Source organism: Streptomyces sp. CA-181903 (genome assembly GCF_050937075.1).
GTDB lineage: Bacteria > Actinomycetota > Actinomycetes > Streptomycetales > Streptomycetaceae > Streptomyces.
This window is the reverse complement of sequence record NZ_JBNJLY010000001.1, coordinates 4929436-4944079: the sequence shown is the minus strand read 5'-3', so window position 1 is coordinate 4944079 and position 14644 is coordinate 4929436. Positions and strand designations below refer to the sequence as shown.

12 protein-coding genes and 2 pseudogenes are annotated in these 14644 nt (G+C 75.1%); 6 read left to right on the top strand and 8 right to left on the bottom strand.

Annotated features, from left to right (window positions below):
- The first annotated feature begins 55 nt into the window (after positions 1–55).
- From modA to ACQEVS_RS22180, 5 genes and pseudogenes are all read left to right on the top strand, one after another.
- Positions 56–847 (top strand): molybdate ABC transporter substrate-binding protein, encoded by a 792-nt coding sequence (modA, locus tag ACQEVS_RS22200; RefSeq protein WP_433022987.1) that lies wholly within the window; start codon positions 56–58, stop codon positions 845–847.
- Positions 848–881: 34 nt separating this feature from the next.
- Positions 882–3085: pseudogene (locus ACQEVS_RS22195) on the top strand (ABC transporter permease).
- 442 nt (positions 3086–3527) lie between these two features.
- Complete coding sequence (locus ACQEVS_RS22190) at positions 3528–5006, top strand: alpha/beta hydrolase (protein WP_433027809.1); 1479 nt, start codon at positions 3528–3530, stop codon at positions 5004–5006.
- A gap of 163 nt (positions 5007–5169) precedes the next feature.
- Positions 5170–5496: a hypothetical protein gene (locus ACQEVS_RS22185; RefSeq protein ID WP_433022984.1), complete on the top strand. Its 327-nt coding sequence runs from the start codon at positions 5170–5172 to the stop codon at positions 5494–5496.
- A 135-nt stretch (positions 5497–5631) separates the two neighbouring features.
- Positions 5632–7187 (top strand): annotated as a pseudogene (locus ACQEVS_RS22180) (alpha/beta hydrolase).
- Positions 7188–7202: 15 nt separating this feature from the next.
- Here the strand turns inward: ACQEVS_RS22180 and ACQEVS_RS22175 are convergent.
- Together ACQEVS_RS22175 and ACQEVS_RS22170 are read right to left on the bottom strand one after the other, a co-directional pair.
- Entirely contained in the window at positions 7203–7964 is a 762-nt protein-coding gene (locus ACQEVS_RS22175; protein WP_433022981.1) for a GntR family transcriptional regulator, read from the bottom strand.
- Between the two features lie 2 nt (positions 7965–7966).
- Complete coding sequence (locus tag ACQEVS_RS22170) at positions 7967–8509, bottom strand: UTRA domain-containing protein (RefSeq protein WP_433022978.1); 543 nt, start codon at positions 8507–8509, stop codon at positions 7967–7969.
- 229 nt (positions 8510–8738) lie between these two features.
- Between ACQEVS_RS22170 and ACQEVS_RS22165 the strand changes: the two genes are divergently transcribed.
- On the top strand, positions 8739–9245 hold the full coding sequence (locus ACQEVS_RS22165) for a hypothetical protein (RefSeq protein WP_433022976.1): 507 nt from the start codon (positions 8739–8741) through the stop codon (positions 9243–9245).
- Between the two features lie 96 nt (positions 9246–9341).
- Here the strand turns inward: ACQEVS_RS22165 and moeZ are convergent, their stop codons facing one another.
- The 6 genes from moeZ to ACQEVS_RS22135 form a co-directional block, all read right to left on the bottom strand.
- Positions 9342–10520 (bottom strand): adenylyltransferase/sulfurtransferase MoeZ, encoded by a 1179-nt coding sequence (gene moeZ / locus ACQEVS_RS22160; RefSeq protein ID WP_433022973.1) that lies wholly within the window; start codon positions 10518–10520, stop codon positions 9342–9344.
- A gap of 84 nt (positions 10521–10604) precedes the next feature.
- The gene (locus ACQEVS_RS22155; RefSeq protein ID WP_398856981.1) at positions 10605–11360 is read right to left on the bottom strand and encodes a spherulation-specific family 4 protein; all 756 of its coding nucleotides are present in this window, start codon (positions 11358–11360) and stop codon (positions 10605–10607) included.
- Positions 11348–12262 (bottom strand): NAD-dependent epimerase/dehydratase family protein, encoded by a 915-nt coding sequence (locus tag ACQEVS_RS22150; RefSeq protein WP_004937390.1) that lies wholly within the window; start codon positions 12260–12262, stop codon positions 11348–11350. Before ACQEVS_RS22150 ends, ACQEVS_RS22155 begins: the two co-directional genes overlap by 13 nt.
- Positions 12259–12420 carry a hypothetical protein gene (locus tag ACQEVS_RS22145; protein WP_433022970.1) on the bottom strand — a complete coding sequence of 54 codons (162 nt, stop codon included), beginning with the start codon at positions 12418–12420 and terminating at the stop codon, positions 12259–12261. Before ACQEVS_RS22145 ends, ACQEVS_RS22150 begins: the two co-directional genes overlap by 4 nt.
- On the bottom strand, positions 12410–13525 hold the full coding sequence (locus ACQEVS_RS22140) for a hypothetical protein (RefSeq protein WP_433022967.1): 1116 nt from the start codon (positions 13523–13525) through the stop codon (positions 12410–12412). The genes ACQEVS_RS22145 and ACQEVS_RS22140 overlap by 11 nt, the downstream gene beginning before the upstream one ends.
- Before the next feature lie 721 nt (positions 13526–14246).
- Positions 14247–14633, bottom strand: coding sequence for a glycosyltransferase (locus tag ACQEVS_RS22135; protein ID WP_433022965.1), 387 nt, complete (start codon positions 14631–14633; stop codon positions 14247–14249).
- Between the last annotated feature and the right edge of the window lie 11 nt (positions 14634–14644).

Genomic DNA, 14644 nt, shown 5'->3' with positions numbered 1-14644 from the left:
CTCCGCGTCCGATCCGCCCATCCGGCACCCCCGCCCGGCACCCTACGGAGAACCCATGCGCCGTACGTCCGTCCGTCTCGCCGCCCTCGCCACCGCCCTGCTCCTGCCCCTGGCCGCCGCCTGCGGCGACGACTCGTCGGACGGCGGGTCCGCCGACGGCGGTGACGGAGGGAAGAGCAAGGGCACCACGCTCACCGTGCTCGCCGCGGCCTCCCTCACCGACGTCTTCAAGCAGGCCGGGGACGCCTACGAGAAGGCGCACCCGGGGACGAAGGTGAAGTTCTCGTTCGCGGGCTCCCAGGAGCTGGCCTCGCAGGTCCGGCAGGGTGTCCCCGCGGACGCTCTGGTGACGGCCGACACGAAGACGATGGACGGGCTCTCCGGGGAGACGGGGAAGCCCGTCGTCATCGCGCGGAACCGGCTGACGATCGCCACCGCGCAGAGCAACCCGAAGCACGTCAAGGACCTCGCCGACCTGGCGCGGAAGGACCTCAAGGTGGTGCTGGCGGCACCGGAGGTGCCCGTCGGCCGGTACGGCAGGAAGGTCCTGGACCAGCAGCACGTGAACGTCAAGCCCGTCTCCCAGGAGCCCAACGTACGGGCCGTCCTGAGCAAGGTGTCGCTCGGGGAGGCGGACGCCGGGATCGTGTACGTCACGGACGCGACGGCCGCCAAGGGGAAGGTGGCCACGGTCGCCGTCCCGGACGCGCAGAACGCGGTCGCCGACTATCCGGCCGCGACGCTCAAGGGATCGAAGCACGCGGACGAGGCGGGCGCGTTCGTGCGCTGGCTGTCGTCCTCCGAGGCGCAGAAGCTGCTGGGCGCGGCCGGCTTCCAGCGGCCGTAGGGCGGGCGCGTTTATGGGCGGGAGTAGAGCAGGCATGGAGGGCCGGGGGCGCACGCCCCTGGCGCTCGGCGTACCCGCCGGGCTCGCGGTGGTGTTCCTGCTGGTGCCGCTGGCGGGCGTGCTGGCCCGGACGCCGTGGGGCTCGCTCCCGTCCCGCGTCGGCTCGCACGAGGTCCGGCAGGCGCTGGGCCTCTCCCTGGCCGTCTCCGGCTGGGCCCTGCTGCTCTCCCTCGTCCTCGGCGTCCCGCTGGCCTGGCTGCTCGCCCGCGTCGACTTCCCGGGGAAGGCGCTGGTGCGCTGCCTGGTGATGCTGCCGATGGTGCTGCCGCCGACGGTCGCGGGCGTGGCACTGCTCCAGGGATACGGGCGGCGGGGCGTCGCCGGGCCCTGGCTGGAGGAGTGGTTCGGGGTCACCCTGCCGTTCTCGACGGCGGGCGCGGTCGTCGCGTCGGCCTTCGTGGCGATGCCGTTCCTCGTCATCAGCCTGGAGGGCGCGCTCGCCGGGCTGCACCCCCGGTACGAGGAGACGGCCGTCTCCCTCGGCGCGTCCCCCCTGCGCGTCTTCCGCACGGTCACCCTGCCCATGGTCGCCCCGGGGCTCCTCGCGGGCGCGGCACTGTGCTGGGCGCGCGCCCTGGGCGAGTTCGGGGCGACGATCACGTTCGCGGGGAACCTCCCGGGCGAGACGCAGACGCTGCCGCTACAGGTCTACCTGCTCCTCCAGGACGACCCGGAGGGCGCGACGGCCGTATCGCTGCTGCTCCTCGCGATCGCCACGGCCGTGCTGCTGGTGTTGCGGGGGCGGTGGGTGGGGAGCGGCGTGGCAACGCGGCGGGAGGCCGCGGGAAGCGCGCCGGGGGCGGACGCGGAGGCCGCGCCCGCGGGACGGACGTCCGGTGGAGCGGCGGGCGATGTGCGGGTGCCGGGTGCGGGGTGGGCGCGGGTGTGGGTGCGTGTACGGGCGCGCGTGGCGGTGCGGACGCGGGCCCGGCCGTGGGCGCAGGCCCAGCCGTGGGCGCAGGCCCGGCCGTGGATGCGGGCCCGGCCGTTAACGCCGGTTCCGGCACGCGTCCGGGCGTGGACGCGGAGAGCCGCGGCACGGGCGCCCGCCCGTCACCCGACGCACGGAACCGGCCCCGGGGAGACGCACCCGGCGGGCCGGCCCCCGTACGTACCCCCGCCGCGTACCCGCTGCGCGCCTCCGTCACCGGCGCCACCCGCGCCGTCCTCGACGTGCCGCCCGGCACCACGGTGGCCGTCGTCGGCCCCAACGGCGCCGGGAAGACCACGCTCCTGCGTGCCCTGCTCGGGCTCACCCGGCGGGCCGCGGCGCGGCCGCTCGACCTGGGCGCCGGGGACCTGTCGGCCGCGCCCGCGCACCGGCGGCGGATCGCGTGGGTGCCGCAGGACGGCGCCCTCTTCCCGCACCTGACGGCGCTCGCCAACACGGCCTACGGCCTGCGCGCCCAGGGCGTGTCCCGGGCCGAGGCGCGCCGGGAGGCCCGGGCCGGCCTCGACGAACTCGGCATCGGCCACCTGGCGCACCGCAGGCCGCACGAGCTCAGTGGCGGACAGGCCCAGCGCGTGGCGCTGGCGCGCGCCCTGGCCGCGCGCCCCCGGCTGCTGCTGATGGACGAACCACTGGCCGCGCTCGACCAGTCGGCCAAGGCGTCCGTACGGCAGGCCCTGCGCCGGCGGCTCGCCGGCTTCGGGGGTGTGTGCCTGCTGGTGACGCACGACCCGGTGGAGGCGGTGTCGCTCGCCGACCGCGTCCTGGTCCTGGAGGACGGCGAGGTGGTGCAGTACGCGGCGCCGGAGGAACTGACCCGCTTTCCGCGCTCGCCGTGGGTCGCCCGGATGCTGGGGCACAACGCCTGGCCCGGCAAGGTCACCGGCGAGGGCACGCTGCGGCTGGACGACGGCACCGAGCTGACCGCCGCCGCTCCCCCGCCGGACGGCGCGACGGCCGCCCTGGCGGTCGCCGGCCCGGAGGCCGTCGCCCTCTCCGCGTCCCGCCCGCCGGAGGACGGGCCGGAGCGCGGGAACGTCTGGCCCGGCACGGTCCGGGAGGTCTCCGCGCAGGGCGGGCGGCTGCGCGTCCTGGTCGCGGGCGGCACCGACGGGCCCGACGCCGTCGCCGAACTCCCGCCGCGGGCCGCGGCGGAGCTCCGGCCGGTGGAGGGGGCGCGGGTGTGGGTGGGCGTACGGGCGGCGGCGGTCACGTTCGTCCCGCTCTGACGCCGCGCTCCGGCGGGCGTCCTGGGGTGACGTGCGACGGGTCCGGGACGGGCCTGCGACGGGTCGCGGGGGGCCTGCGACGGGTTACGGGGGCGGCCCCCGCTCACGCCGAGCTCGTCGGCCGTCGGACCGCACCGGCCCGCCGACTGCCTGCCGGCCGGCCGACACGCCGGCCCGGCAGCACGCCAGCCGCACCCCGTTCCGCCCGGCCTCCGGCCGACGGCCCCCGAAGCGCCCCACGAGCAGCCCCCTCCCGTACCCCTCCCCGCCCCCTCGACGCACTCCGCCGCCCGCGCGCTCCCCTTTCCACCCGTACGCCCCGCACTGCGCGCGCACTCCCGTACACCGCCCGGACGATGAACGCGTCCGAACCTCCGACCCCTCGCCCCCGGGAGCAGCGGTGTCCAGACGCATACGAGCCGGGTGCCTGCTCGCCGCCGGGATGCTGGCCGTCTCGGGGTGCACCGGCGGGGAGAAGGGGGCCGCCGCCGAGGGGGCGCCCGGTTCGGCGGGGCCGTCCCGCCCGTCCCTGGACTGGAAGTCGTGTCCCGCGCCGAGCACCAAGGAGGGTGTGCCGGCCCGGGCGCCGGGCGACGAGTGGCAGTGCGCGACCCTGCGCGTCCCCCTCGACCACGCGCACCCGGACGGTGACACCCTGGGCATCGCGCTGATCCGCGCCCGTGCCACGGACCCCGCGCACCGCATCGGCTCGCTCGTCTTCAACTTCGGCGGCCCGGGCGGCTCGGGCGTGGCCACCCTGCCGGCGTTCGCCGAGGACTACCGGGACCTGCGCCGGCGCTACGACCTGGTCAGTTTCGACCCGCGCGGCGTCGGCCGCAGCGGCGGCGTGACCTGCCTGGACGACAAGGAACTCGACGCGTACTACGCGGCCGGTTCGATGCCGCGCACCACCGAGGAGCAGAAGGCCCTGGTCGGGCGGGTGGAGAAGTACGCGGAGGGGTGCCGACGGCACTCCGGGAAGGTGCTGCCGTACGTGGGGACGGCCAACGCCGCCCGGGACATGGACCTGATGCGCCAGGCCCTGGGGGACGACAAGCTGCACTACTTCGGCGTCTCGTACGGCACCGAACTGGGCGGTGTGTACGCCCACTTGTTCCCGAAGAAGGTGGGGCGTGCCCTGTTCGACGCCGTCGTCGACCCCACGACCGACCCGGTGGAGAGCGCCCTCGCGCAGGCCCGCGGCTTCGAACTCGCCCTCGGCAACTACCTCACCGCGTGCACCGCCACGCACGACAACTGCCCGACCGAGCGGCAGATCGTGTCCCTGCTGGACCGGCTGGGCGAGACGCCGGTGCCCGGCGCCGAGGGGCGGCGGCTCACCCAGTCCCTCGCCACCACCGGCATCGCCCAGTCGCTGTATTCCAAGGAGTTCTGGGACTACCTCACCGAAGGGCTGGAGGACGCCGAGAACGGCGACGGCAAGATCCTGATGGCGCTCGGCGACGCGATGAACGGCCGTGGCCAGGACGGGCATTACAGCTCCCTCCAGGCGTCGCTGGCGGCGATCACCTGCGCGGACTTCTCCCAGCGGTACACGGCCGCCGAGATCGACGGCCAGCTGGCCCGGTTCCGGAAGGCGTCCCCGGTGTTCGGCGCGTTCATGGCGTGGGGGCTGACCCAGTGCACCGGCTGGCCGGTGAAGGGCGAGTGGCGGACGCCCGACGTGACCGCCAAGGGCGCGGCGCCCATCCTCGTGGTCGGCAACACCGGTGACCCGGCCACCCCTTATGAGGGAGCGCAGAGGATGGCGCGAGCGCTGGGCGACGGGGTCGGCGTCGAGATGACGTACCGGGGGCAGGGCCACGGTGCCTACGACAGCGGCAATTCCTGTGTCAAGAAGGCCGTCGACGCCTATCTCCTTGACGGTACTGTGCCGGGGCGCGGCACGGTGTGCTCATAGCACACATGGCAGATCACACCGTACGGCGAATTCCGCTCTCTCGAATGTCAGTGGCCCGCACTACGATCGCTCGCACACGGGTCGGTCGTCGGGTCGCTGCGCCGGGGGACGGCACGGGCCGCCCGCACGGGCGGGCCGTTTCAGGGGCGAGAGGAGGGGTGACATGCGGGAAGAACCCTCAGGACCGGGGCCGGGCCCGGGCTCGGGGCCAGGGCCCGGACCGGATCCGGAGTCCGGCCGGCACGCGCGGCGGTTCACCGGCGCCCTGGCCGTCACGGCCTTACTGGCCGCGCTGGTGGCGCTCTGGCAGACCCAGTCGGCCCCGATGGTCGGGCCGGACGGCACTCCCGTACCGCCGACCCCGGCGACGCCACGGCCCTCGGGCGACGCGTCGGCGCCGGCGCGGGACGGGTTCGCGCCGGGGTACGGGCCCGGTTCCGAGCGCCCGGTGCGCGCGATACCCCCGGAGGCCGCGCCCCGGAGGCCGTGAGGCGCACGGCGCGGCCGGCGGCGTACGACGCGTGCCCGGACGCGCGCGGTACGGGCCCTCGGACGCCCCCGCGGGCCCCCGGAGCCCCGGAGCGTTCCCCCGCCGGGTGTCCGACCCCCACCGTAGAGTCGTGGCATGAGTCCATCACGGCCGAGGGTCCTCGCCCTCGCAGGCGCCGCCCTCGCGCTCGTCCTCACCGCCGCCGGCTGCGGATCCGGCGACGGGGGCGGTTCCGGTACCGACGGCGGCGGTGACAGCGGAAAGGACAGGGCGGCCCGGAGCGGCACCCCGAGCCGCTGGAAGCCGTGCGCCGCGCCCACCGCGATCCAGGGCGGCGGCAAGGCCCCCGGCAAGGGCTGGGAGTGCGCGACGCTGCCCGTCCCGCTGGACTACGCGAAACCGGACGGCCCGACGATCGACCTCGCCCTGATCCGCGCCCGGGCCACGGACTCCGCCCATCGCATCGGCTCGCTCGTCTTCAACTTCGGCGGCCCGGGCGGCTCAGGGGTGGCGACGCTGCCCGAGCTCGCCAAGAGCTACGCCGGCCTGCGCACCCGCTACGACCTGGTCAGCTTCGACCCGCGCGGCGTCGGCGAGAGCGCGGGCGTGCGCTGCCTGGACGACCGCGAGCTGGACGCCGCGGAGTCGACGGACGCGACGCCCGACGACGCCGGCGAGATCGCGGCCGCCCTCGCCCAGAACAAGCGCTACGTCCAGGCGTGCGCCCAGCACTCCGGCAAAGTGCTCCCGCACGTGGGCACCACCGACGCGGCCCGCGACCTGGACCGGCTGCGCGCCGCGCTCGGCGACGAGAAGCTGAACTATTTCGGCATCTCGTACGGGACGGAACTGGGCGGCGTCTACGCCCACTTGTTCCCCAAGCGGGTCGGACGCGCCGTCCTGGACGCCGTCGTCGATCCCTCCCAGGACCCGGCCGAGGGCTCCCTGGCCCAGGCCAAGGGGTTCCAACTCGCCCTGGACGACTACCTCAAGGACTGCGCCAAGGGAGCGGCGGCCACCGCCTGCCCCACCCGGGAAAGCATCACCACCCTCCTGAAGCGCCTGGACGCCCACCCCTCCCCACCACTCAGAAGGACCGCCCCCTCACCCAGGACGAGGCGGTGAACGGCATCGCCGCCGCCCTCTACTCCCAGGACACCTGGAAGTACCTGACCGCCGCCCTCCGCGAGGCCGGCACCAAGGGCACGGGCACCACTCTCCAGCTCCTCTCCGACTCCCTGGAAGGCCGCTCCCCCGACGGCCACTACAGCAACCTCCAGTCCGCCAACCGCGCCATCTCCTGCGCGGACGCGGAGCAGCGCTACACGGCCGACGACGTCACATCCCGCCTCCCCGCCTTCCGCGCCGCCTCCCCCGTCTTCGGCGAGTCCGCCGCCTGGGCCCTCCTCCAGTGCACCGACTGGCCCGTCAAGGGCGCCTGGAAAACCCCCGACGTCCGCGCGGACGGCTCGGCCCCCATCGTCGTCATCGGCAACACCGGCGACCCCGCCACCCCGTACGAGGGCGCCCGCACCATGACCGAACGCCTCGGCAAGGGCGTCGGCGTCGGCGTGACCTACCGGGGAGAGGGCCACGGCGCGTACAACAGCGGCAACGGCTGCATGACGCGCCTGGTCGACGCGTACCTGCTGGAGGGCAGGGTCCCTAAGGAGGGCACGACGTGCTCGTAGCCGCGCCGCCGGCCGTCAGCCCACCGGCAGCCGGTACTCCAGCTCGTACAGGTGCCCGGCCTTGACCATGACGGTCGCCTCGATCGGCCGCCCGCGATCGGAACGGACGACGCGGAAGATCCGCAGGACGGGCACCTCGCCCGGGAGTTCAAGGGTGACGAACTCCTCGGCGGTGGGCGGCCGGACGGACACCCGGTCGGTGAACTCGCGTGGCGGGTAGCCGAGCCCCGCGAGCAGTGCCGGACTCCCGCCGGGAATGCGCCGCCGGTCGGTGAGCCGGGTCCCGTGCGCGAGCTCCGCCGGGTAGTAGGAGTGGACGAGCTCGGCGGGCTCGTCGTCCAGCAGCATGACCCGTTTGCGGACGACGACCGTCGCGCCCTCCGCGAGCCCGAGCGCCGCCGCGACGTCCTTGGGCGGCGCGACCTCCGCCACCTCCAGGATGCGGGCCGTGCCCTTTTTCGCTCGGGCAGCGGCATGCCGCGTCCACCAATAGGGCGTCCCTGGGGCGGAAGGCGGCATCGACGAGGCGGGCTCGATGACGTGATTCGGCTCCTCGCGGACGAACACGCCCTTGCCGGGCCGGCCGACGACGACGCCCTCGGCCTTGAGCAGTTGCAGCGCCTTCTGCACGGTGGTGCCGACCACGCCGTACTCGTCCATGAGCTGCTGCGTGGACGGCAGCCTGCTTCCGGGATCCAAGTGTCCCGACATGATCTGGTCCCTGATGCGCGCCGCGATCTGCTGATGAGCGGGGCGGGGATCCTTCCGGCGCGCCATGGTCAGTCCATCCGCATCCGGTAACGCACGGTCCTGTCCCGGGCGTTCATGACCATCTCGCAGACCTCCACCGGCACGTCGTCGTCGGAGAGCACGAGCCGCGAGACGACGAGCACGGGCTCATGCTCACCGAGGCACAGCAGCTTTCGCTCCCCGACCGAAGGCATCCGACAACTGACGCCCTCCTCGACCTTCTTCGCGAGATACCCGAGCCCGGCCAGAAAGGTGACCGCACCACCGGGCACCTTCCCGGGCTCGGCGAGTGGTGTCCCCTCCGCGATGCGGCCGGGGTAGTGAGACGTCACGATCTCGACGGGCGCGTCGTCCAGCAGCACGAGCCGCCGCCGGACCACCGCGCGCTCGCCGTCGGCGAGTTCGAGGGCCCGAGCCACGTCACCGGACGGCTCGACGACCCCGACCTCCAGCAGCCGCTGCCCGCCCCGGCCCTTCCGTTCGGCGGCCTCCTCGGTCCACGCGTCGGGCCGCCCGTGCCCACGCGGAACGAGATACCTGGCGGACTCGCTCTCCCACTGCTGGTTCGCCACCGTCTCACCCCTCTTCCGGAGAGGCCCACGGTACCGCGCACGCTTTGATCACCCATCACCGACCTTGCCACCTTAAGGCGATTCGCCTTAAGGTGGGCATCCTCACTTGGACCTCTCGCGTCTCGTGGACGTGGGAGCACCCACTCACGTTCCCCGCCCGCATGTCACCGCAGGGAATCCGCGGTTCGCGCGGCGAGGGTGACGGAGCACCGAGGAAAGAGACGCGACCATGCGCATGCACCTCGCACCCACGACCACCCACCCGACCGTGGCCGTCTACGTGTCCGGCCCTGCCGGGACCGATCTCGACCCGTTCCTTGCCGCGTGCCGCGATTACGCCTCAGGACGCGGCTGGAGAGTCTCCGCAGAACTGACCGACGAGCGGGAAGCCACGTCCCGGGCGCCCCGGCCGGGCTGGCGCGCTGCCAAGCGGTTCGTCGTCACCGGCCTGGCGCGAGGCATCGTCACCTACGCGCCGCCGATGGTGGTCAGCAGAGGAACCGAGAGCTACTCGGATGTCCTCGACTGGGTCGAAGGACGCGCCGCGTTCCTGGCCACGGTCTGGCGCCCTTACGAAAAGGCCGTGGTCCGCGACTCGGTCGCGGAACGGACCGGCACCGTGATCGCTGTCGACGCCGTCGGAGGCGTGGCATGGCTGCGGGCCACCGGTGGCGGGCGCTACTGGACGACGGTTCCCGAAGCGCTGGAACCCGTCGGGGCGGAGCCTCGCTCCTGACACCTGTATGCGGCGCTGACCGGCGCAAAACGCGGCACGGGCGCAGAACGGGCTGGGAAGGCCCGTTCTACGCCCGCGACACGCTTACGCCGACGCTCAGTACACCGGCTTGTCCGGCTCGATCTGGTTGATCCAGCCGATGACGCCGCCGCCCACGTGGACCGCGTCCGCGAAGCCCGCGGACTTGAGGACGGCGAGGACTTCCGCGGAGCGGACGCCCGTCTTGCAATGCAGGACGATGCGCTTGTTCTGGGGGAGGTCCTGGAGGGCGGTGCCCATCAGGAACTCGTTCTTGGGGACGAGGCGGGCGCCGGGGATGGAGACGATCTCGTACTCGTTGGGCTCGCGGACGTCGATGATGTCGATGTTCTCGCCGTCGTCGATCCACTCCTTGAGCTGCTTGGGAGTGATCGTGGAGCCCGCGGCGGCCTCCTGGGCCTCCTCCGAGACGACGCCGCAGAACGCCTCGTAGTCGATGAGCTCGGTGACCGTGGGGTTCTCGCCGCAGACCGCGCAGTCGGGGTCCTTGCGCACCTTGACCTGGCGGTACGACATCTCCAGGGCGTCGTAGATCATCAGGCGGCCCACCAGCGGATCGCCGATGCCGGCCAGCAGCTTGATCGCCTCGGTGACCTGGATGGCGCCGATCGACGCGCAGAGCACGCCGAGGACGCCGCCCTCGGCGCAGGAGGGGACCATGCCGGGCGGCGGGGGCTCGGGATAGAGGCAGCGGTAGCAGGGGCCGTGCTCGCTCCAGAAGACGGACGCCTGGCCGTCGAAGCGGTAGATCGAGCCCCAGACGTACGGCTTGTTCAGCAGCACGCAGGCGTCGTTCACCAGGTAGCGGGTGGCGAAGTTGTCGGTGCCGTCGACGATCAGGTCGTACCGGGAGAAGATCTCCTTGACGTTCTCCGCCTCCAGGCGCTCCTGGTGGAGGACGACGTTCACGTACGGGTTGATGCCGAGCACCGAGTCCCGCGCGGACTCGGCCTTCGAGCGGCCGATGTCGGACTGGCTGTGGATGATCTGCCGCTGGAGGTTGGACTCGTCGACCTCGTCGAACTCCACGATGCCGAGCGTGCCCACGCCGGCGGCGGCCAGGTACATCAGGGCGGGTGAGCCGAGGCCGCCGGCGCCCACGCAGAGCACCTTGGCGTTCTTCAGGCGCTTCTGCCCGTCCATCCCGACGTCCGGGATGATCAGGTGGCGCGAGTACCGACGGACCTCGTCGACGGTGAGCTCGGCAGCCGGCTCGACCAGGGGTGGCAGCGACACGGGGTCTCCAGGGTCATCCCCACGGGCGCGGGGAACGTAGAGGCAGCGTTCTGTACTTCCCCTGCAACCCTGCCACGCCCCGGCTCATTCCGAGACACCCGGTCCGATGTTCGAGATGAAGTCGTCCCAGTACCCGGGCATGGACTCCCAGGGGTCCAGGCCGTCGCGGTCGGTCCGGTCCGTCATGTAGACCGTCCCGGCGCCCTGCCGGCGGGTGATGAGAAGGGCTTCCTCCAGGTGGGCGCGGGGAACGCTGTGCACGAGGTGGCAGAAGCGGCCGGGCGGGTGGTCGGCCGTCCAGTCGGCGGGGCGGGACCAGCGGTAGCGGTTCCAGGGGCCGGTGAAGGTCACCAACTGGTCGGCGAGCGCCGCGTATCCGGCGACCGGGTGGCTGCCGTGCAGGAGCACGAGGTACGCCCGGTCGTGGAGGGTGCGCAGGGCGCCGGTGACGCGGCGGACGTCGGCGAGCGCGCCGGTGTCGGCGGGGCAGCGGGCCACCGCGAAGCCGTCCACCTTGTACCAGTTGAGGAACCGCTGCGCGTCGGAGAGGAGTTCGCCGAACGGCCGGGCGCCGAAGGCCGCGTCGAGGTGGCCGAGGACGCGGACGCCGGCGTCGCGCAGCGGTGCCGCGGCGGCCGTGCAGTACGGGTCCGGGCGGCTGCCGGGGCCGCCGGAGGCGCTGCCGAGCACCGTCCAGTCCAGCGGGAGGTCCGCGCGGCAGAGCCGCCCCCACTCCACGGGCGCGACGAGCGGGTGGGCGAAGCCGGGGACGCCGAGCCGCAGCGGCGCCTTGGCCGCGGGGAGCGGGCGCCGGTTGCCGGACGAGGTCAGATACGACACGCGGCCTCCATCCAGATGTCGGCCAGCGACTCCTCCAGGCCGATCCGGGGCCGCCAGCCGAGCCGGTCGCGGGCGGTGCGCACGTCGGCCTGCTGCCAGGCGCCGCAGCCGTCCGGGTACGGGTAGACGGGCGTGGCGCCCAGGTGCGGGTCGTCGAGCTCGTGCAGGGCGCCCCCGAAGCCGGCCACGCGGGCGAGCAGCGAGGCGGCCTCGCGCAGCCGGGTGGCCCGGCCGGTGCCGATGTTGACGGCGCCCTGGGCGGCGGAGAGGGACGCGGCGTGCACGGCCCGCGCGATGTCACGGACGTCCACGAAGTCGCGTTGCACCCCGAGCCCGGTGAGCTTCAGCTCGTTGTCGCCGTTCTGCATGGCCCGCCGCATGGCCTCGGCGAGCCGGCCCAGCGGCGAACCCGCCGGGGTGCCCGGGCCGACGGGCGAGAAGACGCGCAGCACGATCGCGTCCAGGCCGGAGCCCAGGACGAGTTCGGTGGCGGCGAGCTTGCTGACGCCGTACGGGCCGCCGGGGCGCGGCACCGCGTCCTCGGCCGTGGACGAGCCGGGCTGCGAGGGTCCGTACTCCGAGGAGCAGCCCACCTGGACGAGGCGCGCCCCGCAGCCGCTGCGGCGCAGCGACTCGCAGACCGTGGCGACGGCCACGGTGTTGTGCCGGGTCAGGTCGCGGGCACCGCCGCGGGTGGCGCCCGCGCAGTTGATGACGACGCCGGGGTGGACGGCGTTGAGGAACCGGGTGAGCGCGCCGGGGCTGCCGGTGGCCAGGTCGAAGCGGACGTCGGCGTCGTCGCCCCGGCCGAGGGCGGTGAGCTGCACGGCGGGGTCGGCGAGCAGGCGGTCGGCGACGAAGCGGCCGAGATAGCCGTTGGCACCGAGCAACAGGACCCTCATCGTTCTCCTCCTCGCTCTCGTCCGCCGCGGCCGGCGGTGCGGTCGGCGGCGCTGCCGGTTTCGATACCGGTTCCGATGCCGATGCCGATGCCGGTATCGGTGTCGGTTTCGGCCGGACTGCCGGGGCCGGGGCCGAGGCCGGTCGGATCAACGGTCATGGTGGGTGCTCCTCTGACGGGGGTGTGCGGAGGGCTCGGCCCCGCGGGGACGGCGGGAGGGGCCGGGGAGGCCGGGCGAGGGATCGGGGAGGCAGGACGACGGGCCGGGGCGGCCGTATGACGGGCCGTGGTGACCGGCCGACGGGCCGGGGGTGTCGGACGGGCCGGGGGTGTCGGACGGGCCGGGGGTGTCGGACGGGCCGGGGGTGTCGGACGGGCCGGGGCGGCGTGACGACGCGTCGGCACGGCCCGGCGTCGGACCGAAGGCGTCGGACGGGTCGCGCGATCCGGCCGACGGACCGGGGTGGCCCGACGACGCGTGAGCCGCCCCCGCCACCCCCGCCGCGACCGGCCCGCCCGGCCCGCCCAGCCCGTGGACGGCCGCGTGCGGCAGGACGGCGAAGGCCCGGACGGCCAGGACGGCGGCCGCCCCGGCGCAGGCGACGAGGCCCGGCCCGGACGGTCCGAGGGCGCCGGGCAGCCTGCTGACGGGCCAGCCGAGGGCGGCGCAGCCGGGGAGCCGCGCGGCGAGCAGCAGCGCGGGCGGCAGTGCCTCGGCCGCGCAGGCCGCGAGGACGGCCGCCGCGGCGGGCCGGGCCGGGCCGTGGGCGGCGCAGAGCCGGTCGAGGAAGAGCAGGAAGCCGAGGGCGAGGGCGGCGAGCGCGGGGACGGAGGTGGGGTGTCCGAGCCCGGGCAGGGCGGACCGGGCCGTCCACACGGACAGGAAGAGCGCGCCGAGGGCGACGGTGAGCACCGCCGGCAGGGCGCACCGGGCCCGTACGCGGAAGGCGGTCAGCGAGCGGCTGTCGGCCAGCCGCCGCCGGGCGTACCCGGCGAAGGCGTGCGCGCACCACGCGGCGGGCGCGACGGCGCAGGCCAGCCCGAGGGCGGTGGGCGCCGCCGCGGCGGCGAGGGCGCGGGGGCCGGTCCGCGCGTGGCCGTGCAGCAGCGCGGCGAGCAGCCGGTCGCCGACGCACCCGTAGGCGAGCAGCCAGGCCCAGGCCAGGGCCGCGGCGACGGTCCGGCGGCGCCGGCCGGGGCGGGCGGGGCACAGGCCGTAGGCGTCGGGGTCGTACGACTCGTACGAGGGGCAGGAGGCTCGCACGACGCGGGAGTCGGCTGTGACCTCGGAGGCATCAGGGACTCCGGAGGGCCCGGAGACCCCGAACACCCGCGAGGCCCCAACGACTTCGGCGGCATGGGCATCGTGCGGAGCACCGGGGAGACCGGCGGCGCGTGAGGAGTGCCCGGCCGCCCCCGACCCGGCGTCCACTCCCCCGCCGAGCGCCGGCGCTCTCTCCGTGCCGGAGGCCCCGGCCACCCGTAACGCCCCCAGTCCCGCGTCCGGAACTGCGGCCACTCGACCTCGTCGGGCCTCCGCCTCCCCTCCCCGGCCGCCCTGGCGGCCTCCGCCGCCCGCGGCCTGCGCGCCCCGGCCCTCCGCGCTCCGGCCGTCGCGCCCGTACCCGCCTCCGTACCGCTCCCGACTCCCCCGCCGACGCGCGCGTACAGCTCCTCCGCGAGCGAGAAGACGTCCCGGTGCCCGCAGACCGCCGCCGCGCGGTCGGTGACGCCCCGCGCCTCCAGCCGTGCGGCCAGCTCCCAGGGGTCGACGGCGTCGGCGCACACCCCGTGGTGCCGGAGCAGGAGGGCGCGGACCGGGTCGGGGGCCGGCCCGGGGCGCCCCGGAGCGGCGGGTATGCCGACGGCCGGCGCGGGCCCCGCCTGGCCCGGGCCCGCGTGACCCGGACCCGCCTGCGCGGGGATCGCGGGTCCGCCGAACACGGGGGCGGCGGCGGGGTCGGCGGCCGGTGCCGCGGCGCGCGTCACCGGCGGCCCGCCCAGGAAGGGGAGGCGGGACGGGCGGACCAGGCGAGTCCGCGCGGGCGCCCGGCGGCGGCGAGGGGCGCCGCGTCGCGCGGAGCGGCGGCGTCCTGCCGCGCCGGGGCGGCCGACAGCAGCTCCAGGTAGATGCCGCCGAAGGTCGCGATGTTCCGCTCCACGGTGAAGAGTTCCAGGGCGCGGGCCCGGGCGGCGGCGCCGAGCCGGTCCGCGCGGGCGGGGTCGTCGAGCAGCGTGAGGCAGCCCTCGGCGAGGGCGTGCGGGTCGTGCGCGGGCACCACCAGGCCGGTGCCGCCCACGACTTCGCGCGCCGTCGCCGTGTCGGGGACGACGGTGGCGCGGCCGCAGAACATGGCCTCGGCCAGCGGCACGGGGAAGCCGT

Coding starts and splice junctions, on each gene's coding strand:
- modA (WP_433022987.1), top strand. CDS start 56: ATGCGCCGTACGTCCGTCCGTCTCGCCGCCCTCGCCACCGCCCTGCTC.
- ACQEVS_RS22190 (WP_433027809.1), top strand. CDS start 3,528: ATGCTGGCCGTCTCGGGGTGCACCGGCGGGGAGAAGGGGGCCGCCGCC.
- ACQEVS_RS22185 (WP_433022984.1), top strand. CDS start 5,170: ATGCGGGAAGAACCCTCAGGACCGGGGCCGGGCCCGGGCTCGGGGCCA.
- ACQEVS_RS22175 (WP_433022981.1), bottom strand. CDS start 7,964: ATGGCGCGCCGGAAGGATCCCCGCCCCGCTCATCAGCAGATCGCGGCG.
- ACQEVS_RS22165 (WP_433022976.1), top strand. CDS start 8,739: ATGCGCATGCACCTCGCACCCACGACCACCCACCCGACCGTGGCCGTC.
- ACQEVS_RS22150 (WP_004937390.1), bottom strand. CDS start 12,262: ATGAGGGTCCTGTTGCTCGGTGCCAACGGCTATCTCGGCCGCTTCGTC.
- ACQEVS_RS22145 (WP_433022970.1), bottom strand. CDS start 12,420: ATGACCGTTGATCCGACCGGCCTCGGCCCCGGCCCCGGCAGTCCGGCC.